The following is a 24,361-nucleotide window of genomic DNA, read 5'->3' on the forward strand; positions in this document are numbered from 1 at the left end:
AGGAAGTGGCCTTCAGTGATTACGAAACCTAAAGACCGAATAACAACTTCACAAGCAGTTGTTATTATTGTAAATTACATACTTGGGACAGGAATTCTCACTCTGCCCAGAGCATCTGTAGAAAAAGTGAAAACACCAGATGTATGGCTAAGTGTGATATTAGGTGGGATACTCGCAATGGTTTCAGGAGTAATTATGGTCAAATTAAGTCAACAGTTTCCAGGTAAAACATTTTATCAATATAGTCAAGATATTGTAGGGAAATGGATAGGCAGGTTGCTTAGTTTTCTTATTATAGGGTATTTTCTTACAACTTCAGCCTTTCAAATTCGTTCAATGGCAGAAGTAATAAGCTTTTTTTTGCTGGAAGGAACCCCCACATGGGCTATTGTTATGCCTTTTATGTGGATAGGTCTCTATTTGATTATGAGTGGTATTAATTCAATTGCACGGATGTTTGAAATAATATTTCCTATTACTTTTTTTATTTTTTTACTCATTTCCTTTATGAGTATCGGAATATTCGAGATAGATAATCTCCGTCCCGTATTAGGTTTAGGAATTAAACCAGTGTTAGATGGGATAAAAACAACCTCTCTCGCATATACAGGTCCTGAAATTATGTTGATTCTTTTGGTGTTTATGGAACAACGAAAGAAAGCAGTAAAAGCTATTTTAGTTGGAATTTCAATTCCGTTAATCTTTTATGTAATAACAGTTGTAATAGTCATTGGTGCATTATCAATTGATGGGGTTGTAACAAGAACATGGCCGACAATTGATCTTATGCGCAGTTTTGAAATTTCTGGATTGATATTTGAACGTTTTGAATCTTTATTGCTTGTAATATGGATTATGCAAATATTTGCTACCTATACGATTAGTTATTATGCAGCTGCATTAGGATTAGCACAACTCTTTAAAAAGAGAATTCATCCGTTTATTTTTGCTTTGATTCCAATCATTTACATCATTGCTATGACTTCGAAAAATATAAATGACTTGCTTAAATTGGGGGATATGCTCGGTAATGCTGCTTTATTTTTATTTGGTTTACTGCCACTGCTTCTTCTTATTATTACGCGATTAAAAGGAGGAGTAGTGTGAAAAATAAATTTAATTATATGCGGTTCTATTTGGCTTTGTTATGGACGCTTTTGCTTCTATTTTTAACAGGATGTTGGAGCAGTAAAGAAGTAGAAGAGTTGAGTTTAACTGCAGGTATAGCACTAGATAAAGGGAAGGATTCAACAATTGAGAAAGAGGATGAGGAAGGAGGTTATCCTAAAAGAAATCTTATAACAGCTACTTATCAAATTGTTAGTTCGCAAGCACAAAGTAAAGGAAATGGACAACAAAAACGTTATATAAATGTTTCTGAGACCGGTGATTCCATTCATCAAATTGTTCGTGAGTTTTCATTGAAAAGAGAGAGCACAATGTTCAGCCCACATTTAAAAAACATTGTTATTAGTGATAGTCTTGTACGTACATTCAGTTTAGAACAATTACTTGAACAGTATCTCCGTGACAATGAAGTTCGGCTTAGCTGTATGCTCTTAATTAGCAAGGGTCTAGCGAAGGAGGTACTGGAATCAAACAAAAAAGGAGAAATCCCAGCATTTCGTTTGTCTGGAATTGCAGATAATAGAAATAGAACAACAAGGATTTTACCTCCTGTATCGCTCGCTAAATTGGAAGGAAAGATGCGGTCAGGGTCCAGTTTTCTTTTGCAAAATGTAATCTCGATAAAAGGAGAAACAAAATTTGCAGGAGCTGCTGTAATTAAAGGGAAGACAAAAAAGTTGATGGGCTTTTTAAATGAACAGGAATTGGAAGGAGTAGTATGGATAAACGGAAAAAGGAATGGTGGTGTGGTAAAAACTTTTGATAAAGAATCAAAGAAACTCATTATATACGAGATAAAGTCAATAAAAAGCAAAATCATACCACATGTTAACGGAAATAATATTTCCTTTGATGTAAACATTGAATCAGAAGGGCGTTTGTCTGAAAATTGGATGCAATCAGGAAAAGATTTTGAAAATGAATTTTTAAAAAGGGAAGAAAAAGCTATTGAAAAAGAAGTAAAGCACTTAGTACATCATGTTACAAAAAAAATACAAAAAGAATACCAAGTCGATATTGCGGGTTTTGGCAACCAATTAAGAATTAAACACCCGAGAACATGGGAGAAAGTCAAAAAAGATTGGGATCAAACATTTAGTAAAGTACCGATTAAATATCATATAAATGTAACTATACAAGATTATGGAGCGTCAAGTTTAAAAAGGTGAGATACATTAATTGAAATTATATTTACATCAAAACAAAAAGTTATAAAAGTTTTAATTTGAAAATTTTTGTAACTTTTTGTTTTTTTATGTCCTTCTTATTATAGATTAAAGAAATGATTTTACCCTATACATTTCTTTTGCGTTATAAAAGTAAATCACAATAGTTACTATTGGCGTGTTATTTAACGTTAGGAAAGAGGAATCGCTATATGTCTTGAATAGGAGGGAGTTTGAAGTGCAAGCGAAAGCAGTGCAAATAGAAGAAATCTATCAAGAAATATTAGACGGTAAAAGAAGTAGGTTTCCACCGAATACATGGAAAGAAGATAGCAATAGAGAGCTATCTAAAAGGGTCACAAAATATTTAATTGAAACAATTTTAAAATGGAATGAAGAGGATATTAAACAAAAATGGAATACGCCTTTAATTATAAAATATCGATTACTCGGCGCGCTCAAACATAGTTATGATAATAGTCCCTATAAGATGATTGAAGACTTATATCCCAATAGATTTAAAGAGTGGGAGTTTGGTATGGCACCATTAAATTTTTGGACTAAAGAAAAAGCTCTTGAAGCATTAAAATGGACTGTTGAAGAAAAAGAAAAGCTAAGTAAAGTAGAACTACTCAAATTCTATAGTAAAAAATGGTTAGAGAAAAATAAACTCAGTGCACCATTAGTTATGTATTGGAATGGTAGTCCTTATGCAATGATAAATTCTTTATATCCTAATAAATTTAAAGAGTGGGAATTTAGTATGACTCCTAACAATTTTTGGACTAAAGAAAAAGCATTGGTAGCATTAAGGTGGACTATTGAAGAAAAAGAAAAATTAACTTCTTTTCAATTATTACAAGTTTACAGTGTAAAATGGCTGACTATTCATAATTTAATTTCTCCTTGTCAAATATTCTGGAATAACAGTCCGTACGCCATGATCAATGACTTATATCCTGGTCAAAATAAAGAATGGGAATATAAATTCACACCTACCGGATTTTGGACTGAAAAAAAAGCATTAGAGGCGCTGAAGTGGACTATTGAAGAAAAGGAAAAACTAACAGAGGGGCAATTACTATCTATTTACACACAAAGATGGTTGATTAAACATAAGTTATGGACACCATTAAGAAGATATTGGAAGGGAAGTCCATACAATATGTTAAATACTTTATACCCCAATCGTTATGCAAAAGATATGTTAAAAGGTTATAAAAATAAATAATGATTATATTAGAAGTCTTACTTATATCATACAATATCAAGTTTAAGATAGAGTTAATGAACTCTTAACTTAATTATAGGAGCGAAATTATATGTCACCTTTACGAGATGAAGCATTAAAAATGCATAAAGAAAAACAGGGGAAGATTGGTGTTTATTCTAAAGTTAAAGTACAAAATTCAACAGATTTAAGTCTCGCTTACTCACCAGGTGTTGCTGAGCCATGCTTAGAGATTTATAAAGATGAAAGCAAAGTATATGATTATACAATGAAAGGGAATCTAGTTGGAATTATATCTGATGGAACTGCAGTATTAGGTCTTGGGAATATTGGACCTAAAGCAGCTATGCCAGTGATGGAGGGAAAAGCTTTACTTTTCAAATCATTTGCTGAGATCGATGCTTTTCCTATTTGTTTAAACACTAATAATCCGGATAAGATTGTTGAGGTTGTTAAATTATTAGAACCAAATTTTGGTGGGATAAACTTAGAAGATATTGCGGCACCTCAATGCTTTGAAATTGAGGAGCGCCTAAGAAAATCTTGTGATATTCCTGTTTTCCATGATGATCAACACGGTACAGCTATTGTAACGATTGCTGGCCTAATTAATGCACTTAAGTTAACAAATAAAAAAATTGAAGATGTTCAAATCGTTGTAAATGGCGCTGGTGCTGCTGGGATAGCCATTGTTAAGTTGTTACTCCATATGCATGTGAAAAATATTATTTTGTGTGATACAAAAGGGATAGTATATGAACAGCGACCTATTGGAATGAATGCGCTTAAAGAAGAAATAGCTCGTATTACAAATATAGAACATAAGCGGGGAAGATTAGCAGAGGCCCTTATTGATGCTGATGTATTTATTGGCGTATCAGCTGCAGGTGTAGTTGATGAGGATATGGTTCGTTCTATGAATCATAATCCTATTATTTTTGCCTTGGCTAACCCTACACCTGAAATTATGCCTAATAAAGCAAAAATAGCAGGAGCACTAGTAGTTGGTACAGGACGTTCTGACTTTCCTAATCAAGTAAATAATGTATTAGCTTTCCCTGGAGTTTTTCGTGGAGCCTTAGATGTACAAGCAAAAGAAATTAATGAAGAAATGAAGCTAGCAGCTGTTTATGCAATAGCTGATTTAATTTCAGAAGAAGAGCTTCATGTCAACTATGTCATTCCAAATCCGTTTGATCCTAGGGTGGTGCCACATGTAGCATATGCTGTCGCACGTGCTGCAGTAGAAACCGGTGTTTCAAGAAAAAATATCAGCATGTCTGAAATTAAAAACAATCTATTCAGGTTAACAAAAGAGACAAATATATTAAAATAAATATTTTTCTTAAGAAAATATTATGTAGTAAAGGTTATCTACTTAGTTCTTAGCGTATAAAAAGTTAAATTATGTATACCTCCCTTTCTGATATTGGTAAAACGCATATATTTATTCCTTGTGAAGTATGAAAATTAACAAAATTTTAAAAGGAGCGAGTTTAAAAGATGATTGTTCTTCAGGTAGTTTTAGCAATTTTTATTGTAGTAGGGGGATTCATAAAAATTTTCCGTATATCTTTTCAGGTAGAACATTGGCAACAATATCAATATTCATTATGGTTTATGTCTATAATTGGTTTTGTTGAAATTGTTGGAGCAATAGGTATAATCGGTGGTATTTGGAATCAATACTTAGCGCTAGGAGCAAATACATTAATAGCAGTTCTCATGGTCGGAGCTATTCATGCTCATATGTTTCGAGCAAAACAATCTATTTTAATGGCAATTCCTGCATTACTTTGTTTCATACTATCTATGGGGATAATTATTTGGAATTTAAATACATTTTCTTAAGCTTAACTATAAATTGTTAAAATAAGTAATTATTAGAGGGATGTGTAAGCTCTATTTAAAATGTTGAATAGTTAAAGATTATTAATTCATAAAAATTATCACCATTTTACTCTCGTTTTTAATAGTTCTATGAATAGAAAGTCTCTTCATTTTTTTAATGCATGCTTGTAAACGAAATACGAAAACATAACTCATTATAGGAAGGAGAATTTTGAAATTCTATTGATAAACCAAGTAATTGTAATAGCCCTTATTTAGAATAATAATTTCAAAATCAATAAAATTTAGAGTAGAAGGAGTAAGAGCAAATTATTATGAATAAACAGATAGGATTCATCGGATGTGGAAACATGGGTATTGCTATGATAGGTGGGATGATTAAAAAAAATATAGTTTTTCCAGATCAAATAATTTGTTCAGATTTAAATGTCATTAATTTAAAAAATGCTAGTAATGAATATGGCATAACTATAACTACTAACAACAATGAAGTCGCTAACAGCGCTGACATTTTAATTTTATCAATCAAACCAGATTTATACTCATCGGTAATTAACCAAATAAAAGATCAAATAAAAAATGATGTAATCGTTGTAACTATTGCTGCAGGAAAAAGTATTAAGAGCACTGAGAATGAATTTGGTAGAAAGTTAAAAGTTGTTAGAGTAATGCCTAATACACCGGCACTTGTTGGAGAAGGAATGTCTGCGTTATGTTTTAATGAAATGGTTACAGAAAAAGATATAAAAGAGGTACTGGACATATTTAATATTTTCGGCCAGACGGAGGTCATAAATGAAAAACTAATGGATGTTGTTACATCTATTAGTGGTTCTTCTCCAGCATATGTGTATATGTTTATAGAAGCCATGGCAGATGCTGCTGTACTTGGCGGTATGCCGAGAAAACAAGCTTATAAATTTGCGGCTCAGGCTGTATTAGGTTCTGCAAAAATGGTATTGGAAACAGGAATACATCCAGGTGAATTGAAGGATATGGTTTGTTCTCCAGGTGGAACGACGATAGAGGCTGTAGTAACGCTAGAAGAAAAAGGTTTAAGAACAGCTATCATTTCAGCTATGAAACGTTGTACGCAAAAATCTATGGAAATGTCTAGTTTAACTAGTAAGTGAGAAGCGAATTTATATAATATTTTAAATCTATTTAATGTAAAAGAAATATTATGAGGCTAGTTAATAACTAAGTAAATTTATATACAACACTAACGAGAAGAATAAACCTTATTTTAAAGGGGATACAGAAAATATGAGTAATTTACTAAAAAAGAAATCCGTTACACAATTGTTAGAGCATAATCAAAGCAAGACTTTAACGAAAACATTAGGAGCATTTGATTTAATTATGTTAGGGGTAGGCTCGATAGTTGGAACGGGCGTTCTTGTGTTAACTGGATTAGTAGCAGCAAGAAATGCTGGTCCAGCAGTTGTTTTTTCATTTATACTTGCGGCAATTATATGTGGATTTATAGCATTATGTTACGCGGAAATTGCTTCTACACTCCCGGCGTCTGGTAGTGTATATACGTACTCATATGCAACAATTGGTGAGTTTGTTGCTCATCTAGTAGGTTGGTCATTGCTATTAATATATATCGTGGCAACAGCGGCTGTCGCTGCTGGATGGACAGGCTATTTCCACAATTTAATAAAGGGATTTGGATTAGAGATACCTAAAGCTCTAGTAACGATTCCTTCGCATGGTGGTATTGTGAATCTACCAGCAGTAATCATTACATTGATATTAGCATGGATGTTATCCCGTGGTACGAGGGAAAGCAAACGAATCAATAATACAATGGTATTGATTAAAATTGGAATGATTTTGTTGTTTATTACGGTTGGTATATTCTATGTAAAACCAATGAACTGGATACCAATTGCACCATACGGTTTAAGTGGAGTTTTTACGGGTGGAGCAGCTATTTTATTCGCTTTTACGGGATTTGATATATTAGCAACTTCAGCAGAAGAAGTAAAAGATCCGAAACGTAATCTTCCGATCGGTATTATTGCATCATTAATCATATGTACAATTATTTATGTTATGGTATGTCTTGTTATGACAGGAATGGTTTCCTATAAAGAATTAAATGTTCCTGAGGCGATGGCTTATGTAATGGAAGTTGTAGGACAAGGAAAAGTCGCTGGTGCAATTGCTGCAGGTGCTGTAATTGGCCTTATGGCTGTTATTTTTTCCAATATGTATGCGGCAACACGAGTATTCTTTGCAATGAGTCGTGATGGATTGTTACCGAAATCATTTGCGAAAGTTAATAAGAAAACTGGAGCACCCACTTTTATAACTGGATTGGCAGGAATAGGGAGCTCTATAATAGCTGGGTTTATTGATTTGAAAGAATTAGTTAATTTAGTTAATATCGGTAGTTTGGTGACGTTTGCGTTAGTTTGTCTATCAGTTATTATTCTACGTAAATCACACCCAAATTTAAAACGTGGATTTATGGTACCTTTTGTACCTGTATTACCATGCGTTGCAATTGTATGCTGTGTGTTTTTAATGCTAAATTTACCGTTAAGGACATGGGTGTACTTTAGTATTTGGATTACTATTGGGGTAGTAATATATTTCCTTTATTCGATAAAACACAGTAATTTAAATGAGGAAACGATCTCGAAATTACATGATAAAATTGCGAGATAATAACGATAGAAAATTTTATTAATAATCATATTGATAGTTGAGGAACATAGAAACAGTTTTTTGACATTTAGCAAGAGATAAAATAAGAGATGCTAGGGCAGCTAAGTACTTTTTTAGAAACCTTGCTTGTTTTTTACGATTTAAAACTGCTAAGGAGAGAGAAGTATGAGTGAATTGCATTTTATGAGTATAGAAGAGTTAGATAATAAATTGAAAAAATCTGACAGTGGTATTTATTTCATTAAAGATTATAATGACAATATTATTTATGTAGGCAAGGCTTTTAGTATAAAAAGTAGAGTATTAGCTCATTTTAATAGTTATTCCAATATTGAGGAATATGTACATTTATTTAATAAAGTAGCGTATCTCATTGAAGATAGTTTGTTAAAACGCTCATTGTTACAAGTTACTTATATGATTAAATATAAACCAGTATTAAACAAAGAAGTACAAAAAGAATTCCCAGAGTTGTATACTCAATACATTAAGCAGACAAATAAAAAATCTATGTTGTTAGAAATTGATGAAGCTAAAGAAAAAGGGGATGAGTTAAAGAATAAATTAGTAAAATTAGTGGGTGGAAAAACTATGTTTTATGACATAATTTCTCTGTTAAACAATGGATATAACTATCATGTCCTCGCAAAAGTATTGAACATAGAACTTCAAACTTTAATTATAATAAAAGAACACCGAAATAAATTCCCGATACCACATAATTATAAGAGGACAATAAAACATCAAGATATAATGTATGCTTTATCTGGAAAAAAGAATTTAAGTACTTCAAGGTTAAACACTTAACTTTAAAATAGTAAATTCGTTGCTTTTGTAGCTTTTATTGTTATATTGAAATGCAATGTACATTTGTGTTTCAAATTTAATTGGTGGAATAAGGGGAGGGAAAGGGTTCCTATAAAAATACTGGAATAAATTAGGTTGCTCATGCATAAATAGCATAATTAGGTACATGTTATTTATAAATATTCAAAGATGCGAAAGTAATACAAATGAAATTCTTATTTCTGCTACTACAAGTACTATTGAGCAAATGAAGTATGAAATTGCTTTTGAACTAGGAGTCACACTGGGACCTGATACATCACATCATCTGCAAATGGTTCGGATCGGTGGAGAGATTACAAAACGCTTAGTTCGAATGGCTGAAAAACAGTTCACAGGTCAATACAGAGTACACTAAGAAAATAATCCGTATATATATATGGATTATTTTTCCTTTAATTTACAAAAAAATAAATTTCGGAATTGAAAAAACCTCTCAGATTCCTTTGTAATAAACTTTTTTAGTTGTGTTAATGACATAGGTATCAAAAGATAATAAACCTGATATGAACGATGTATGATCCTTTAAAAGAGTTTTGGTGTTATTTGCAATTTTAATTTCATAATACTTAAGCCGATATAATAAAATGTTTTATGTCTAAATTGATATAAAGTAATAATTATTAAGTGATATTTCTTTTTTATAGAATAAGTAAAAACTGATACTGTAGTAATTACTGTTTTGAGGTCAATTTACTGTGCACCTTAATTATTGAAGTTTTTTTGTTGATTAACAACTATTGTATTTGGAAATTAATAATAAGTTTATCCCGCTATTTGCCGGGCAGTAAGACCTCCACCTCAAAATTCAGCGGAAGCAAAGAAGTTAGGTGGGGGGCGGGCTGCCCGTAAAAGCCCGATTGGTGAGGGCTAATAATCAGTGGGGATGAACAAAACCCCCACTGATTAAAGTTTCACTTTATGTGATGCGGTAATAAAACTATCTAGTTTGCTATTCTTAGTATTTGTAAAGTCTATATATTTTTTCCTCTTTTGTGGAAAGTAAAACTATTGTTACGACCAGTAATATAGTGTCATTTTTTTGAATATTCCATTCGTTTTTTATTTTTAGTTGATGAAAAGACCTTTCTCTCAATTAAATGTTTAATTGAGTACTTGAATTTCCTCCACCTTGTACTTTTCAAAGTATAGTGCTTCAAAAATAGCCGTATCGCTTTCATCTGTTTCCAATTTCACAACTTCTTTATTATCTTTTTCTAAAATTTGGAGCAAAATAGTTTTTCAGTTTCACATTTAAATTAGCAGTATTTATTTTTTGAATTCAATTTGTATAAATGATTGAATTGGAACTTTGACTGTTGTTTCTTGCGGTGGTACAGTACCTCTTTTTACTTTCGCTTTATTTTAAATCTTATTCCAGCTTGGTCCTCGCATTGACTACCACTGTATTTTGTAGTACTTCACTGTTTTCTCAAGTTCAATAATATATCTTGTAGAATTAAGAAAAGAACTTAGTGTATTTCCTTTACTTATCTACTCTGATATTTAGATGCTAACTACAATTAAATAATATATGATTTTTATAAAAAAGATATAGTAATATTTTGTTGTGAATTGTACTAATTTGATATTTTATAGTATTATTTGTCGTGAATTATTTATAACAGAATATATTTTATGGATCTATAAAGGAGAATGTAATGAATACTTCCATCGATATACAACACTTGTGTGATCTTGCACATAAAGCATTTAATGCCCCTGTGCATATTTTGTCTACAGACAGAAAAATTTTATATCATTCTACATCTGATAATGTTTGTAGTCCTTTTTATTCTTCAAAAGAAGAACATCTTAGTGATATTTATCAAGAAAACGATCCCTTTAACTTGCCACTTTTCCGAAGTAACAACTATCTTGAAAATTTTGTTCTAATTCATATAGAAAATCATGATGATATTAAAGGGACTATTATAATCGGTCCTACTATACATTCAAAAGATTCAGATGATATGATCATAAAATTTCAGAAAGAATTTAAATCAAATGATAACATTCAAGAAAGACTTGCCTATTATCAGTGTTTATCTGAGATTAAAAAAACTACATTAATTGATATGGGAATTTTATTACATTACATGATTTTCAATGAAAAGTTAGATGTAGATATTGTCTTGGAAAAAAATAAAGTACTAGAGGAAACTCCTAATAAAAATGTGAAACCTGATTTATATATTTTAAAACGTCGACAAAACAAACCTAAAACGCACAATATGGCATTAGTAAATGATTTCTTTTCGACTATCAAAGAAGGAAATAAAAAAAAGTTAATACAGTATATGTATGCGGTTTCGCAAGAAGATGTTGAACTTATGCTAGTAGAGGATCCGCTCAGGAATCAAAAAAACCTTGGAATTATTGCGATTACCTTAGCCACTCGATATGCAATAGAAGGAAATCTGCCACCAGATATTGCTTTTGCCCATAGTATTTTATATATACAAACCCTAGAACAATTAGATAATGTAGAATCTGTAAAGCGATTATCAGGGGACGCTTTACGTACCTTTGCAGATCGTGTGAAAGAATACAATGCAAAAAAGTATTCTTACGCGGTTACTACATGTATAAAACATATTAATAAAAATGTTTACGATGGAATATCTCTGAATGAACTTGCTAATCATTTAGAAATTACGCCTACTTATCTGTCTAAACTATTTAAAAAAGAAATGGGAATTACTTTAAGCGAATATATTCAAAGGGAACGAGTGGAAGAAGCAAAGAAATTATTAACCCTCACTACTTATTCGTTATCAGATATCTGTGCTTGGCTTAACTTTAATGACCAAAGTTATTTTATAAGAGTTTTCAAAAAAATCACTAGCATGACTCCTAGGCAGTACCGTGAAAAATATACAATAATATAAGCTTGTTATTTGCTGTCTCCAATGTAAAGACTTAAACATGGGTGTAAGTATCCCAAAAGATGAAAATACTGGACTTATTACTCTAGGAAGAGTTTGTGATTTGTCTAGAAAAAGAACTTGTATTCAAATAGACGTATGAGATTAACCAGATATTATCTTGTTAGCGGAACAGTTTCAATTTTTAGGAGTTAGAAAAATAATGGAGAAACAAAGTATATCTATTTTTTTAATAACAATCATGTGCTGAATTTATCCCGCTATTTGCCGGGCAGTAAGATCTCCATCTAAAAATTCAGCGAAAGCAAAGAAGTTAGGTGGGGGGCGGGCTGCCCGTAAAAGCCCGATTGGTGTGGGCTAATAATCAGTGGGGATGAACAAAACCCCCACTGATTAAAGTTGCACTTTATCGGTATAGTTCTGAATCAGATAAACTAGTCTGATGTCAGCTCAAACAAATAGCTCTTGAAGACTTTATAAACACATATGTGAGCAAAAGCTCAATGGAAATCTTTGTACCATATTGTTAATTTGAAAAAATACACTAACCGTTATTTTGCAAAAGGGAATAAAAATACAGAAGGCTGCAAAGTGTTCCAAGGAAGCTTTGCAGCTTTTTTGTAATTTAAAACCTATGTTTATAACGAAGATAAGTTTATAGACTAATATCTTCATATTAGATATTTATTAATAATGATATTAGGATTTTTTTGTGAAAAATCAACAATATAACATATATTACTAAATATATCTACATTTTATGCAATTATACATAAGTAAATAAAGGTAAAAAAGTATAAAAAGACCTATTATATTATTCTATAAGTATTTTTTCTAAAATAAAATTTCTTGGTTGAGCTAAAATAGTTATTTTTAACCGTATACACATTAATTTGTAATCATTCCAATTACAGAAATGAAATTTACGAATAACTATATTTATATAATTTTTTTCGGGACATATTTTTATTTAACAGTGAATTATCGAGCTTAATCGACAAAATTTTTCTATTTACGCATTAAAAATTTAATGTTTTAATGAACAACATAACTGGTATGACCAGACAGAAAGGAGAAGGTTACGCTAATAGGAATTATAGTGAAGTTGTAAGTAACATTATGTTGGAAATGTTTTTCTGAATAGTCTTTTTGTTTACGAGAGGTCAAGAATCAAATTGGTAATAAACGTGTTCTAAGTTTCTGCATAACAAAAGTGAAGTTATTCCGCAATAAAAGTATAAGCAATGTACAGTATAATTTCACCTTTTGTTGTCTAGTAAGGAGTTTGCTGACAAAACTAAGAGGGATATTAACAAATTGAAATTAAACAATGTTATGACAAGATTAACTGTAAGCATTGGTTTATTGATCCTCACGATTCTGTAAGTTAAACCGCAACTTTAGGAAAGAATTAATAATTTACTACTCATAAGGTGCCTGATTCAAATATAGTTAATAAATTTTTGTTATTTATATTTAAAAAAATAGAGTATCGAAATGAGAGATAAATAAAATCCTTACATCCTATTAGAAGTAAAAAACAACGATATTAACGTATCTGAAAGATTTCTCCTTCTTATCCAGTTTACAAAGAGAGCGGTCGTACAAGTTATATGAATTAAGTTATAAAAACAATGGTAAAGGAGTGTACGGAATGAAAACTAAAATAATGACAGGATTTTTAATAACATCCATTGTAACTGGAGCAACTATTCCTATCAATACTCTTGCAACACCAATCGTTCAAGCAGAAACTCAACAAGAAAACATGGATATTTCTTCATCATTACGAAAATTAGGTGCACATTCTAAATTAGTCCAAACGTATATTGATCAATCTTTAATGAGTCCTAATGTACAGCTAGAGGAAGTCCCAGCTTTAAATACCAATCAATTCCTAATCAAACAAGATATGAAGGAATGGTCATCGGAACTCTATCCACAGTTAATTCTATTAAATTCAAAAAGTAAAGGATTTGTAACAAAATTTAATAGTTATTACCCGACATTAAAATTGTTTGTAGACAATAAAGAAGATAGAGAAGGGTTTTCGGATAGACTTGAAGTACTTCAAGAAATGGCTATGACGAATCAAGAAAATGCGCAACGACAAATCAATGAATTAACAGATCTTAAATTACAGCTTGATAAAAAATTAAAAGATTTTGATACTGATGTGGCAACTGCGCAAGGCATACTAAGTACAGATGGAACAGGAAAAATAGATCAGTTAAAAAATGAAATATTAAATACCAAAAAAGCAATTCAAAATGATTTACAACAAATTGCATTAATACCAGGAGCTTTAAATGAGCAGGGATTTGCTATATTCAAAGAAGTTTATAGTCTTTCAAAAGAAATTATTGAACCGGCTGCTCAAGCAGGGGTGGCAGCGTATAACAAAGGAAAAGAAATTAACAACTCTATTCTAGAAGCGGAGAAAAAAGCGGCGCAAGAAGCGACAGAACAAGGTAAAACTGCTCTAGAGATTGAATCAGCAAAAAAAGCAGCTCGTGAAGCAATTGAGAAAAGCAAACAAGGTGAAATAGCAGCCGCAGCCGCAGCAAAAACACAAGAGTATGACCTGATGAAAGCCATTGATACCGAAAAGATTAAGAAAACATTTGGCGTTTTTGCTGAAGTAAATAAATTAACAGCAGAACAGCGAGCATATTTAGATGATTTAGAGAAACAAAATCAAAAAATATATGATTTAACAACGAAATTATCAATAGCTGATTTACAAAAATCAATGCTTCTTCTTACACAAAATGATTTGCATACGTTTGCAAATCAAGTAGATGTAGAACTTGATCTACTAAAGCGCTATAAAGAAGATTTAAATCTAATAAAAAATAGCATTACAAAATTATCTACTAATGTTGATACAACTAACGAGCAGTCTCAAAAAGATACATTAAGACAATTAAAAAATGTAATAAGTTACCTTGAAGAACAAGTATATAAATTTTAATATTGCGTTTTTTGGGAATTCATAAAGATTATAAGCATTTAGCGAAAGAAGGAGAATAGTCATGAAAAAATTTCCATTCAAAGTACTAACTTTAGCTACATTAGCAACTGTTATAACTGCTACTACCGGTAACACTATTCATGCATTTGCACAAGAAACGACCGCTCAAGAACAAAAAGTAGGCAATTATGCATTAGGCCCCGAAGGACTGAAGAAAGCATTGGCTGAAACAGGGTCTCATATTCTAGTAATGGATTTATATGCAAAAACAATGATTAAGCAACCAAATGTAAATTTATCTAATATCGATTTAGGGTCAGAGGGGGGAGAGTTGCTCAAAAATATTCACCTTAATCAAGAGCTGTCACGAATCAATGCGAATTACTGGTTAGATACAGCGAAGCCACAGATTCAAAAAACTGCTCGTAATATTGTAAATTACGATGAACAATTTCAAAATTATTACGACACATTAGTAGAAACTGTACAAAAGAAAGATAAGGCAGGTCTAAAAGAGGGTATAAATGATTTAATTACTACAATCAATACAAATTCAAAAGAAGTTACAGATGTGATTAAGATGCTACAAGACTTCAAAGGGAAACTATATCAAAATTCTACAGATTTTAAAAATAATGTTGGTGGTCCAGATGGGAAAGGTGGATTAACTGCAATATTAGCAGGTCAACAGGCAACGATTCCACAACTTCAAGCTGAAATTGAGCAACTTCGTTCTACTCAGAAAAAACATTTTGATGATGTATTAGCATGGTCAATTGGTGGTGGATTGGGAGCAGCTATTTTAGTTATTGCAGCTATTGGAGGAGCGGTAGTTATTGTTGTAACTGGCGGTACAGCAACACCGGCTGTTGTTGGTGGACTCTCGGCTCTTGGTGCAGCTGGTATCGGTCTAGGAACAGCGGCTGGTGTCACAGCATCTAAGCATATGGACTCCTATAATGAAATTTCTAACAAAATCGGAGAATTAAGTATGAAAGCAGATCGTGCTAATCAAGCAGTTCTTTCGCTTACTAACGCGAAAGAAACATTGGCATATTTATATCAGACTGTAGATCAAGCGATATTGTCTCTAACAAATATTCAAAAGCAATGGAATACAATGGGTGCAAATTATACAGATTTATTGGATAATATCGATTCTATGCAAGACCACAAATTCTCTTTAATACCAGATGATTTAAAAGCCGCTAAAGAAAGTTGGAATGATATTCATAAAGATGCAGAATTCATTTCAAAAGATATTGCTTTTAAACAGGAGTAGAACTGAAATTTAAAACCTAAATTGGAGGAAAATGAAATGATAAAAAAAATCCCTTACAAATTACTCGCTGTATCGACGTTATTAACTATTACAACTGCTAATGTAGTTTCACCAGTAACAACTTTTGCAAGTGAAATTGAACAAACGAACAATGAAGATACAGCACTTTCTGCAAATGAAGTGAGAATGAAAGAGACCTTGCAAAAGGCTGGATTATTTGCAAAATCTATGAATGCCTATTCTTATATGTTAATTAAGAATCCTGATGTGAATTTTGAGGGAATTACCATTAATGGGTATGTAGATTTACCTGGTAGAATCGTACAAGATCAAAAGAATGCAAGGGCACATGCCGTTACTTGGGATACGAAAGTAAAAAAACAGCTTTTAGATACATTGAATGGTATTGTTGAATACGATACAACATTTGATAATTATTATGAAACAATGATAGAGGCGATTAATACAGGAGATGGAGAAACTTTAAAAGAAGGGATTACAGATTTACGAGGTGAAATTCAACAAAATCAAAAGTATGCACAACAACTAATAGAAGAATTAACTAAATTAAGAGACTCTATTGGACACGATGTTAGAGCATTTGGAAGTAATAAAGAGCTCTTGCAGTCAATTTTAAAAAATCAAGGTGCAGATGTTGATGCCGATCAAAAGCGTCTAGAAGAAGTATTAGGATCAGTAAACTATTATAAACAATTAGAATCTGATGGGTTTAATGTAATGAAGGGCGCTATTTTGGGTCTACCAATAATTGGCGGTATCATAGTGGGAGTAGCAAGGGATAATTTAGGTAAGTTAGAGCCTTTATTAGCAGAATTACGTCAGACCGTGGATTATAAAGTAACCTTAAATCGTGTAGTTGGAGTTGCTTACAGTAATATTAATGAAATGCACAAGGCGCTTGATGATGCTATTAACGCTCTTACTTATATGTCCACGCAGTGGCATGATTTAGATTCTCAATATTCGGGCGTTCTAGGGCATATTGAGAATGCAGCTCAAAAAGCCGATCAAAATAAATTTAAATTCTTAAAACCTAATTTAAATGCAGCGAAAGACAGTTGGAAAACATTACGAACAGATGCTGTTACATTAAAAGAAGGAATAAAGGAATTAAAAGTGGAAACTGTTACTACACAAAAATAGGGAAATATTAATTCTGTTGTAAAGTGAACTAAAACATAGAAAGTCTATGATTACACTGTTAAACAGAAAAGTAATAATTAATAAATCCTTATATAACAGAAAGGCGGAGTCTCATTAAAGACTTCGCCTTTCAATTATATATAAGTATGATTCGAATAAAAAATAACCTTGTAGTTTAATTGCTTTTTTAAAATTTGCAACAGAATCGGTTAATTTGAAGCAGATTATATACATTTTCTTTAATACTTAATGATTTGAAGGCTGCTAAAGAAAGTTCAAACGATACTGATAAAAGATGTAGAACTCATTTTGAAAGACATCGCTTTTTAATAAGATTAGAACTTGAAACCATACCTTATATAGGAGGAAAACGAAATGATGAAAAAAATCCCTAATAAACTACTCGCTGTATCAGCGTTTTTAACTATAACAACTACTTATGCAGTCATACCACTAGAAACTTTTGCAATTGAAATTGAACAAACGAACACTGAAAATATGTCTCTTTCAGCAAATGAAGAACAGATGAAAAAAGCTTTGCAAGATGCTGGTTTATTTGCAAAAGCTATGAATGAATATTCTTATTTGCTAATTAATAATCCAGATGTGAGTTTTGAAGGAATAACTATTAATGGAAATGCAGATTTACCTAGTAAAATTGTACAAGATCAAAAGAATGCAAGAGCACATGCTGTTACATGGAATACACAAGTAAAAAAACAGCTTTTTGATACATTGACAGGCATTATAGAATACGATACAAAATTTGAAAATTATTATGAAACATTAGTAGAGGCGATCAATACTGGAAATGGAGATACTTTAAAAAAAGGGATTACAGATTTACAGGGAGGAATTCAACAAAATCAAAAGTCTGCAAAAGCATTAATAGAAGAATTAATTCAATTAAAAAATGCTATTGGAGAAGATGTTAGAACATTTGGAAGTCATAAAGAGACATTGCAATCGATTTTAAAAAACCAAGGTGCTGATGTGGAGGCTGACCAAAAGCGTCTAGAGGACCTTTTAGGACAAGTAAAATATCAGAAAGACATAGAATCTAAGGGGTTAGACATGGTGAAAATCCCCTTTATTCCAACCTTGATTGCTGGTGGCATAATGATAGGTGATGCAAGAGGTAAGTTAGGTTGGCTAGAACCTGAATTAGCAAAATTGCGTCAGACTGTAGATTATAAAATAACATTGAATCGTGTAGTTGGAGTTGCATTTCATAATATTAGTGATATGCATAGTATGCTTGATAGTGCTATCACTGCTCTTACTTATATGTCTACGCAATGGGAGGATTTAGATTCTCAATATTCGGGTGTACTGGGACATATTGATAAAGCTGATCAAAAAGCTGATCAAAATAAATATAAATTCTTAACCCCTAGCTTGAATGCAGCGAAAAACAGTTGGAAAACATTAAAAACAGATGTTGTCACTTTGCAAGAAGGGATAAAAATTGCAGAGAAAAAAGAACAGGATTTTTTGAATCAGCTTCGTCCATCAAACGTTTTCTACTTTTATAAAAAAATTCATAACGCATACACTTTTGAAATAAAGACTGGAACAAATGCGCCAAATGCGTCTTATAAAGTTATGAATTTAACTAAAAACACTGTTCATAATATGTGGAGTGGAGGGGCTAATACTAACATGTGGGCTGATTGGCTTTCATTCAATCCAAATGATGAATTTGCGGTAGTAGCAGTAGTGGATGGTAAAGAATATGTTGTGTATAAAGACAAAGTACAAAATATAATGAACTGAATCTGAAAGTAACGAAGTAATTGGAGCTGGAGAATAAACTAGACACCAAGTTAATTGAAAAATCTCCTTATATCCTAGAATATTTTGCTCAAGAAAAAGAATTTGTTCAGCGAAAAAGTAAATATTGAATCCAAGGAGTTAGTTGTATTATGTGTATGGTTTTACCGAAAGGTTTCAAGTACATTACTCATACAATTATGTAGTTATCCTGAAGCATCTACAGGTGTTCTTATCGACCTTGAAGAACTACTTAGCTTCCTAAGTGGAGTGATTTTATGCAAAATTAAGTGAACGTTTTTGTACATAGATTAGTTGACATTTATATAGTTTTTTTCCATTTTCATAGATAGTTTTGTTTTTTATGTTATTTTTCAAAAATGACTGCTGAAATTTCTATATTCATGACTCAGTATATAATCATTGTTTGATGAAATGACATACCATGTCCCTTAGAGTTTCAGACATATTACGATAACTTAAAGAAAAAAGATAATAGTAGTCAACGGTTACTATTATCTTTTTTGAACTATTTTTCATTAAAATATCTCATCTGCTGTGCCCCTTATTTATTTTTCTAGATTTTATCCTAGTTTAAAATTTATGCATTTGAACTGTTTATACAATTTGTAGGATTTTTAGCTTTTTTGTCGAATACACTTAATGCAAGGAGGGACATTACATGATTATTAAAGATTATTTCATCAACCTTTCTATTTTTTCTTTATTAGTTAGCGCAGCAATATTTATTCAAGTGTTTACAATTAATTCTAGTCGACATTTCGAAAAGCTCTATGGAGGGATTATTGCAGTTACGTTAATGTTCTTTTCTTTTCCATACATGGGATTTTCCTACGATCTTCGAGTTGTTCCTCTTATTCTATCTTTTATTTACTTTGGTCGTATTGCTGGTTGGATTACGTTAATTAGCATAATTGTAATGCGTATCTTTTACACTGGAGGGTACTGGGAACCTCCTGTGATTGCTTATTTAGGTATGGGGATTCTATTTTCTACCTTTAAAACTTATTTTAAAAAACTACATCCTTTTAAAAGTGCATCGTTATATTTTTCTGTTTTTATTGGAATAAAGTGGTTAGTTGGCGTATTATTTAATACTACATTACTTTACACAGGAGGCTTATTATATATAGCATTAGGACTTTTAATTGGGCTATTTCTTATGGAAGCCTACCAGAGATTGTATTATTTAACACAGGACTTATCTAAAATGAATCGAGAATTAAAAAAATCGAAGCAAGAACTTGCAGATACCGTACATGAGCTTCAAGGAGGAATTTTTAAATTTAAAAAAGTAGGTAAGCACTTTATACACACTTTATGTGATGGACAGTTTTATTATCAAAACGGATTTTATTCTGAACAGGTGGTAGGAAAAAGCTTACGTACTATTGATGCTTCTATTGTTCCTCCACATTTAGTTCCACAATTGATGAAGTACTATCTTCAGGCATGGGAAGGAAAAGAAATTATATTTGAATTACCTTGGCCAAATGATAAAACTATTATTCTTATTGCGCTTAGGCCGATTAAACGAAATGGACAAGTTATTGAAGTTGTTGGTTCTACAGTTGATATAACCGAAAGGAAAAAGGTAGAATCAGAATTAAGCGCTACCAAAGAATTATTGGAATCATTTATAAAGCACAATCTAGATGCTATTACCATTTCTGATCGAGAAGGGCATATTTTACAAGCGAATAAAGCTTATGAAAAGATATTTGGGTGGTCATCACAAGAAATCATAGGTAAGAGATTACCTTGTGTACCAGATTTTTTAATGGAAGAATCGCTTAAAAATATTCAGAAAATTCTAACGGGTGAATCTGTGGTTACTAGATTAGAAACTGTTAGACAAAGGAGCGATGGGAGTCTTCTTGATGTCAGTCTGACAGTTTCTCCTATACTAGATGTAAGAGGAAATGTGATAGCTTTATCAGCAATATGTAGAGACATCTCTGAAAGAAAACAAGCAGAAAGAGAACGACATCGATTACACCAGCAATTAAGAGATAGTGAAATGAAGTACCGTGCACTAATCGAACAAGCAACTGATGCGGTATATGTAGTAGAGCTGAATGAAGATAATGCTCCAAGTCGATTTATTGAGGTAAACCCTGTTGGGTGTAGAAGATTTGGATATAGTAGAGAAGAGTTGCTCTCATTATCATTTTCAAATATAGTACCACAAGATTCTCAAATGATCGTAAGGCTATTAGAAAAAATTAAAAAGGGACAAACTTCCTTCACTTTGCAAGATGAATATGTTTTTCCAACAGGAAAAGTAATAACAACTGAGTTTAGTGTTCGTGTTTTTAACTTAAATGGGAAAAAAGTTTTCCTAAGTATTTCTCGTGATATCACTGAACGGCTAAAAACAGAAGAATTATTACGAAAATCTGAAAAACTTGCTGTTGTAGGACAATTAGCGACTGTAATGGCTCATGAGATTAATAATCCATTAACTGCAATGAAAGGGTTCATGCAATTACTAAAATCAACGGAAAATGAAAATAATCAAGGTTATATAAATATAGTATCATCAGAGATTGAGCGTATAGAGAGTATTACAACTGAATTTATGGCGGTAGCCAAACCACAGGTGGTAAAAATAAAACCTAATGATATTAGTGTGCTAATGGATCAAGTTTTAATGCTACTACAACCTCAAGCAATGATGAATAATATAAAAATTAGAATCGATCTTAACCCTGGTATTCCATTGATTTCATGTGAAGGAAATCAATTAAAGCAAGTATTTGTTAATATATTGAAAAATGCAATTGAATCTATGCCGATGGGAGGAGAAATTCTCATTCAATTAAATATACTTGATAATAATCAATTAAGTATTCGTTTTATCGATCAAGGGTGTGGGATTCCAAAAGAACGTATACCATACCTCGGAGAACCTTTTTATAGTATTAAAGAAGAGGGGATTGGCTTAGGGTTAATGATCTGTTATAAAATCATTGAAACACATCAGGGAAAGGTATTTATTGAGAGTGAAGTGAATAAGGGAACTACAGTTGAAGTCACTCTCCCTATTTGTACACTTCAAAATTAATATGTTCTTTTATTGAAATTTTTTAAGAAACCATACAAAATGTAATGCTATTAAACAAAAACTGAATAGAACTTTCTATCGTTGTTTACAAGAGGAAATGACAAACGTAATAAGACATGGAGAAGCAGGAAACGATACAAGTCTTGTTACAATATCATACAAATCATGTAATACTTCCAAAACAAGATTGTTTGTATATGTCGAAGAGTTATATCCATATACGTCTCCCGATACACTTAATCAATTGATTATAGAAGCTGGTGAATAAAACGAAAATGCAAGTATCATAGGCATCATTTTCTATCTTCGTGTGTATGGTTAATCAACAAATCTCTTACTTAACTGCGAAGTCAGTTTAGAAATCATAACAGGGATTTTATTAAGCTTGGAGGGAATTAATCGACACTTTAACTTAGCTTCTGCAGCTGTCTACTGTTCAAAAAATAATTTCTGTATGTTATACCAAAAATAAAGAATGTACTTTTAGAATTTATAAAAAATATAATTAGGATTAAATTAAAACCTTCCAAAAAGCATGTTATAAAAACATCCTTTCTTTAGAACCAAAAGAAAGGATGTTTTTAATATCGTAACTATGTTTAAAAAAAATTCTTATTTTTACTTTTAATACATTTTTTAACTAATTTTGGTTAAGTTATTTTCAAAGAGGTTATTGCTAATTCGATGGATATATCTATATATCACTATGCCTGATTTTTAAAATAGAAATTTCTTAAAAACTATATGTAACTTCTTTCTGAAAGGAAGGTATTATCAATTGAAACCGTATGGAAAAATACCTGATAACTCTATAAAATCTTTACAGGATTTAATGCAATTACTAAAAAAATCTAAAGATTTTATAACGTTGGAAATTGCTTCTAATAATTCCTCTATAGTCATTTCATATTTTAGAACCTTAATCGATGTAAATATATTTCATGAAGAGGTTTTGACTTATATAAAAGAGAAGAGCTTCAATTCGTTACAAGATATTCACTCTGTCTTACCTTTTGAGAATTCAAAAATAACAAATCAAATTGAAGATATTCAGGATAGTATTTTAAATGGCTATATACTTATTCAGTACGATACAGATAAATTAAATTGTTTGTTAGTAAATGTGTCAAAGAAAGAAAAAAGGGATATTACAAAAGCTGAAATTGAATACAATATTGTGGGTCCGCAAATCGCATTTGTCGAAGATTTAGATGTGAATTTAAATTTAGTACGTAGAAAGCTTCCAACACCGTATTTACAAATGAAAGAATTGAAAGTAGGATCTCTCTCTAACACAACTGTTGCGATTGTATTTATTGAGGGAATTGTAAATGATCAAAATCTACAAGAAATTATAAAAAGGGTAAGTCAAATAAAAACAGACCATGTTTTAGATAGTACTTATTTGATGCAGTTAATTGCAGACAACCCGAATTCTATATTCCCTCAATTTTTGAATACAGAACGTCCGGACCGTGTGGCAGCTGTATTAGCAGAAGGGAAAATTGCACTTTTTGTAGATGGCTCGCCTTATGCCATCACTCTTCCAACAACATTAATTGATTTTTTTTCTACGACAGAAGATTACACCATGCCTTGGATTATAGCCTCTTTTTTTCGTCTATTAAGGCTTTTTGCTTTTATATTTTCTGTCTTAACGACTCCATTATATGTCTCGATCTTAACATATCATTACGAGCTTATCCCAAAAGAACTTCTTGAAACGTTAATCATATCGAGAAGTAAAGTACCTTTTCCTCCATTAATTGAAGCACTTTTTTTAGAAATAACAATTGAATTACTGAGAGAAGCGGGGGCACGTTTACCAACTAAAGTGGGTTTAACTGTCGGTATAGTAGGTGGTATTGTGATTGGACAAGCATCGGTAGAAGCAAGTCTTACAAGTAACGTACTTATTATCATTGTTGCACTTTCAGCTCTTAGTTCATTTACAGCACCAATATATCGTATTGGTAATACAATTCGAGTAATTCGTTTTCCTTTTATAATATCTGCACACCTATTGGGCTTATTAGGAATTGTTTTAACAAGCTCTTTGCTTTTAGCACGCTTATTACGTACAGAATCATTAAGACGTCCTTATTTGTTTCCTTTTTATCCTACACGCCCTACAGATTGGAAAGACAGTATTATACGTATGCCGATCTCAGCGATGTTTCGACGTCCTATTTTTTCAAGGTCTAAACAGCGTTTTCGCTTTAATCCAGAAGAGGTAGAGAAAAATAAAATACTATCAAGAAATGATTTCGATGATTGAATTTAACAGG

Annotated in this window: 17 protein-coding genes and 1 pseudogene; 17 read left to right on the top strand and 1 reads right to left on the bottom strand. The window is 31.7% G+C overall.

Going from position 1 to position 24,361, the window contains the following annotated elements:
- The first annotated feature begins 15 nt into the window (after positions 1 to 15).
- The 9 genes from ACTFRY_RS08755 (at position 16) to ACTFRY_RS08795 (ending at position 9,262) form a co-directional block, all read left to right on the top strand.
- Positions 16 to 1,107 carry a spore germination protein gene (locus ACTFRY_RS08755; protein ID WP_000628986.1) on the top strand — a complete coding sequence of 364 codons (1,092 nt, stop codon included), beginning with the start codon at positions 16 to 18 and terminating at the stop codon, positions 1,105 to 1,107.
- Positions 1,104 to 2,297: a Ger(x)C family spore germination protein gene (locus tag ACTFRY_RS08760; protein WP_000790799.1), complete on the top strand. Its 1,194-nt coding sequence runs from the start codon at positions 1,104 to 1,106 to the stop codon at positions 2,295 to 2,297. The genes ACTFRY_RS08755 and ACTFRY_RS08760 overlap by 4 nt, the downstream gene beginning before the upstream one ends.
- 235 nt (positions 2,298 to 2,532) lie before the next feature.
- Complete coding sequence (locus tag ACTFRY_RS08765; RefSeq protein ID WP_001148034.1) at positions 2,533 to 3,525, top strand: DUF4046 domain-containing protein; 993 nt, start codon at positions 2,533 to 2,535, stop codon at positions 3,523 to 3,525.
- A gap of 91 nt (positions 3,526 to 3,616) precedes the next feature.
- Entirely contained in the window at positions 3,617 to 4,861 is a 1,245-nt protein-coding gene (locus tag ACTFRY_RS08770; protein ID WP_086391521.1) for an NAD(P)-dependent malic enzyme, read from the top strand.
- 167 nt (positions 4,862 to 5,028) lie between these two features.
- Positions 5,029 to 5,376: a DoxX family protein gene (locus tag ACTFRY_RS08775; protein ID WP_000636507.1), complete on the top strand. Its 348-nt coding sequence runs from the start codon at positions 5,029 to 5,031 to the stop codon at positions 5,374 to 5,376.
- Between the two features lie 314 nt (positions 5,377 to 5,690).
- Positions 5,691 to 6,509 carry a pyrroline-5-carboxylate reductase gene (gene proC, locus ACTFRY_RS08780; RefSeq protein WP_044795076.1) on the top strand — a complete coding sequence of 273 codons (819 nt, stop codon included), beginning with the start codon at positions 5,691 to 5,693 and terminating at the stop codon, positions 6,507 to 6,509.
- Between the two features lie 133 nt (positions 6,510 to 6,642).
- Positions 6,643 to 8,058: an amino acid permease gene (locus tag ACTFRY_RS08785; RefSeq protein WP_000067455.1), complete on the top strand. Its 1,416-nt coding sequence runs from the start codon at positions 6,643 to 6,645 to the stop codon at positions 8,056 to 8,058.
- A gap of 165 nt (positions 8,059 to 8,223) precedes the next feature.
- On the top strand, positions 8,224 to 8,865 hold the full coding sequence (locus ACTFRY_RS08790) for an excinuclease ABC subunit C (protein ID WP_001292158.1): 642 nt from the start codon (positions 8,224 to 8,226) through the stop codon (positions 8,863 to 8,865).
- Between the two features lie 166 nt (positions 8,866 to 9,031).
- The gene (locus tag ACTFRY_RS08795) at positions 9,032 to 9,262 is read left to right on the top strand and encodes an alpha/beta-type small acid-soluble spore protein (RefSeq protein ID WP_098616800.1); all 231 of its coding nucleotides are present in this window, start codon (positions 9,032 to 9,034) and stop codon (positions 9,260 to 9,262) included.
- A gap of 746 nt (positions 9,263 to 10,008) precedes the next feature.
- On the opposite strand, the gene ACTFRY_RS08800 is transcribed toward ACTFRY_RS08795, so the two are convergent.
- Entirely contained in the window at positions 10,009 to 10,137 is a 129-nt protein-coding gene (locus tag ACTFRY_RS08800) for a peptidase (protein WP_033694041.1), read from the bottom strand.
- 428 nt (positions 10,138 to 10,565) lie between these two features.
- Here ACTFRY_RS08800 and ACTFRY_RS08805 point away from each other — a divergent pair, with 428 nt between their 5' ends.
- The 8 genes and pseudogenes from ACTFRY_RS08805 to ACTFRY_RS08840 all read left to right on the top strand — a co-directional run bounded on the left by ACTFRY_RS08805 (position 10,566) and on the right by ACTFRY_RS08840 (position 24,351).
- The gene (locus ACTFRY_RS08805) at positions 10,566 to 11,795 is read left to right on the top strand and encodes a helix-turn-helix domain-containing protein (protein WP_001097929.1); all 1,230 of its coding nucleotides are present in this window, start codon (positions 10,566 to 10,568) and stop codon (positions 11,793 to 11,795) included.
- 1,651 nt (positions 11,796 to 13,446) lie between these two features.
- Complete coding sequence (gene hblC / locus ACTFRY_RS08810; RefSeq protein ID WP_000850224.1) at positions 13,447 to 14,766, top strand: hemolytic enterotoxin HBL lytic component L2; 1,320 nt, start codon at positions 13,447 to 13,449, stop codon at positions 14,764 to 14,766.
- A 61-nt stretch (positions 14,767 to 14,827) separates the two neighbouring features.
- The gene (gene hblD / locus ACTFRY_RS08815; protein ID WP_000714435.1) at positions 14,828 to 16,048 is read left to right on the top strand and encodes a hemolytic enterotoxin HBL lytic component L1; all 1,221 of its coding nucleotides are present in this window, start codon (positions 14,828 to 14,830) and stop codon (positions 16,046 to 16,048) included.
- 36 nt (positions 16,049 to 16,084) lie between these two features.
- Positions 16,085 to 17,212, top strand: a complete 1,128-nt coding sequence (gene hblA, locus ACTFRY_RS08820; protein WP_098616799.1) for a hemolysin BL binding component B — start codon at positions 16,085 to 16,087, stop codon at positions 17,210 to 17,212.
- A 375-nt stretch (positions 17,213 to 17,587) separates the two neighbouring features.
- Positions 17,588 to 18,988 (top strand): hemolysin BL regulatory component HblB, encoded by a 1,401-nt coding sequence (hblB, locus tag ACTFRY_RS08825; protein WP_000976163.1) that lies wholly within the window; start codon positions 17,588 to 17,590, stop codon positions 18,986 to 18,988.
- 679 nt (positions 18,989 to 19,667) lie between these two features.
- Positions 19,668 to 22,073: a PAS domain S-box protein gene (locus tag ACTFRY_RS08830; RefSeq protein ID WP_000584278.1), complete on the top strand. Its 2,406-nt coding sequence runs from the start codon at positions 19,668 to 19,670 to the stop codon at positions 22,071 to 22,073.
- Between the two features lie 151 nt (positions 22,074 to 22,224).
- A pseudogene (locus ACTFRY_RS08835) lies at positions 22,225 to 22,539 on the top strand (hypothetical protein); the annotation flags it as partial.
- 366 nt (positions 22,540 to 22,905) lie between these two features.
- Positions 22,906 to 24,351 carry a spore germination protein gene (locus ACTFRY_RS08840; RefSeq protein WP_372474159.1) on the top strand — a complete coding sequence of 482 codons (1,446 nt, stop codon included), beginning with the start codon at positions 22,906 to 22,908 and terminating at the stop codon, positions 24,349 to 24,351.
- Positions 24,352 to 24,361: the final 10 nt, after the last annotated feature.

The organism is Bacillus cereus group sp. MYBK195-1 (assembly GCF_051916605.1).
GTDB classification, from domain to species: Bacteria; Bacillota; Bacilli; order Bacillales; family Bacillaceae_G; genus Bacillus_A; species Bacillus_A cereus.

What these genes read in the sequence shown, in the direction of transcription:
- proC (WP_044795076.1), top strand. Translation starts at nt 5,691, where the DNA reads ATGAATAAACAGATAGGATTCATCGGATGTGGAAACATGGGTATTGCT.
- ACTFRY_RS08830 (WP_000584278.1), top strand. Translation starts at nt 19,668, where the DNA reads ATGATTATTAAAGATTATTTCATCAACCTTTCTATTTTTTCTTTATTA.
- ACTFRY_RS08790 (WP_001292158.1), top strand. Translation starts at nt 8,224, where the DNA reads ATGAGTGAATTGCATTTTATGAGTATAGAAGAGTTAGATAATAAATTG.
- ACTFRY_RS08785 (WP_000067455.1), top strand. Translation starts at nt 6,643, where the DNA reads ATGAGTAATTTACTAAAAAAGAAATCCGTTACACAATTGTTAGAGCAT.
- ACTFRY_RS08840 (WP_372474159.1), top strand. Translation starts at nt 22,906, where the DNA reads ATGCAATTACTAAAAAAATCTAAAGATTTTATAACGTTGGAAATTGCT.
- ACTFRY_RS08805 (WP_001097929.1), top strand. Translation starts at nt 10,566, where the DNA reads ATGAATACTTCCATCGATATACAACACTTGTGTGATCTTGCACATAAA.
- hblA (WP_098616799.1), top strand. Translation starts at nt 16,085, where the DNA reads ATGATAAAAAAAATCCCTTACAAATTACTCGCTGTATCGACGTTATTA.
- ACTFRY_RS08795 (WP_098616800.1), top strand. Translation starts at nt 9,032, where the DNA reads ATGTTATTTATAAATATTCAAAGATGCGAAAGTAATACAAATGAAATT.
- hblC (WP_000850224.1), top strand. Translation starts at nt 13,447, where the DNA reads ATGAAAACTAAAATAATGACAGGATTTTTAATAACATCCATTGTAACT.
- hblD (WP_000714435.1), top strand. Translation starts at nt 14,828, where the DNA reads ATGAAAAAATTTCCATTCAAAGTACTAACTTTAGCTACATTAGCAACT.
- hblB (WP_000976163.1), top strand. Translation starts at nt 17,588, where the DNA reads ATGATGAAAAAAATCCCTAATAAACTACTCGCTGTATCAGCGTTTTTA.
- ACTFRY_RS08775 (WP_000636507.1), top strand. Translation starts at nt 5,029, where the DNA reads ATGATTGTTCTTCAGGTAGTTTTAGCAATTTTTATTGTAGTAGGGGGA.
- ACTFRY_RS08770 (WP_086391521.1), top strand. Translation starts at nt 3,617, where the DNA reads ATGTCACCTTTACGAGATGAAGCATTAAAAATGCATAAAGAAAAACAG.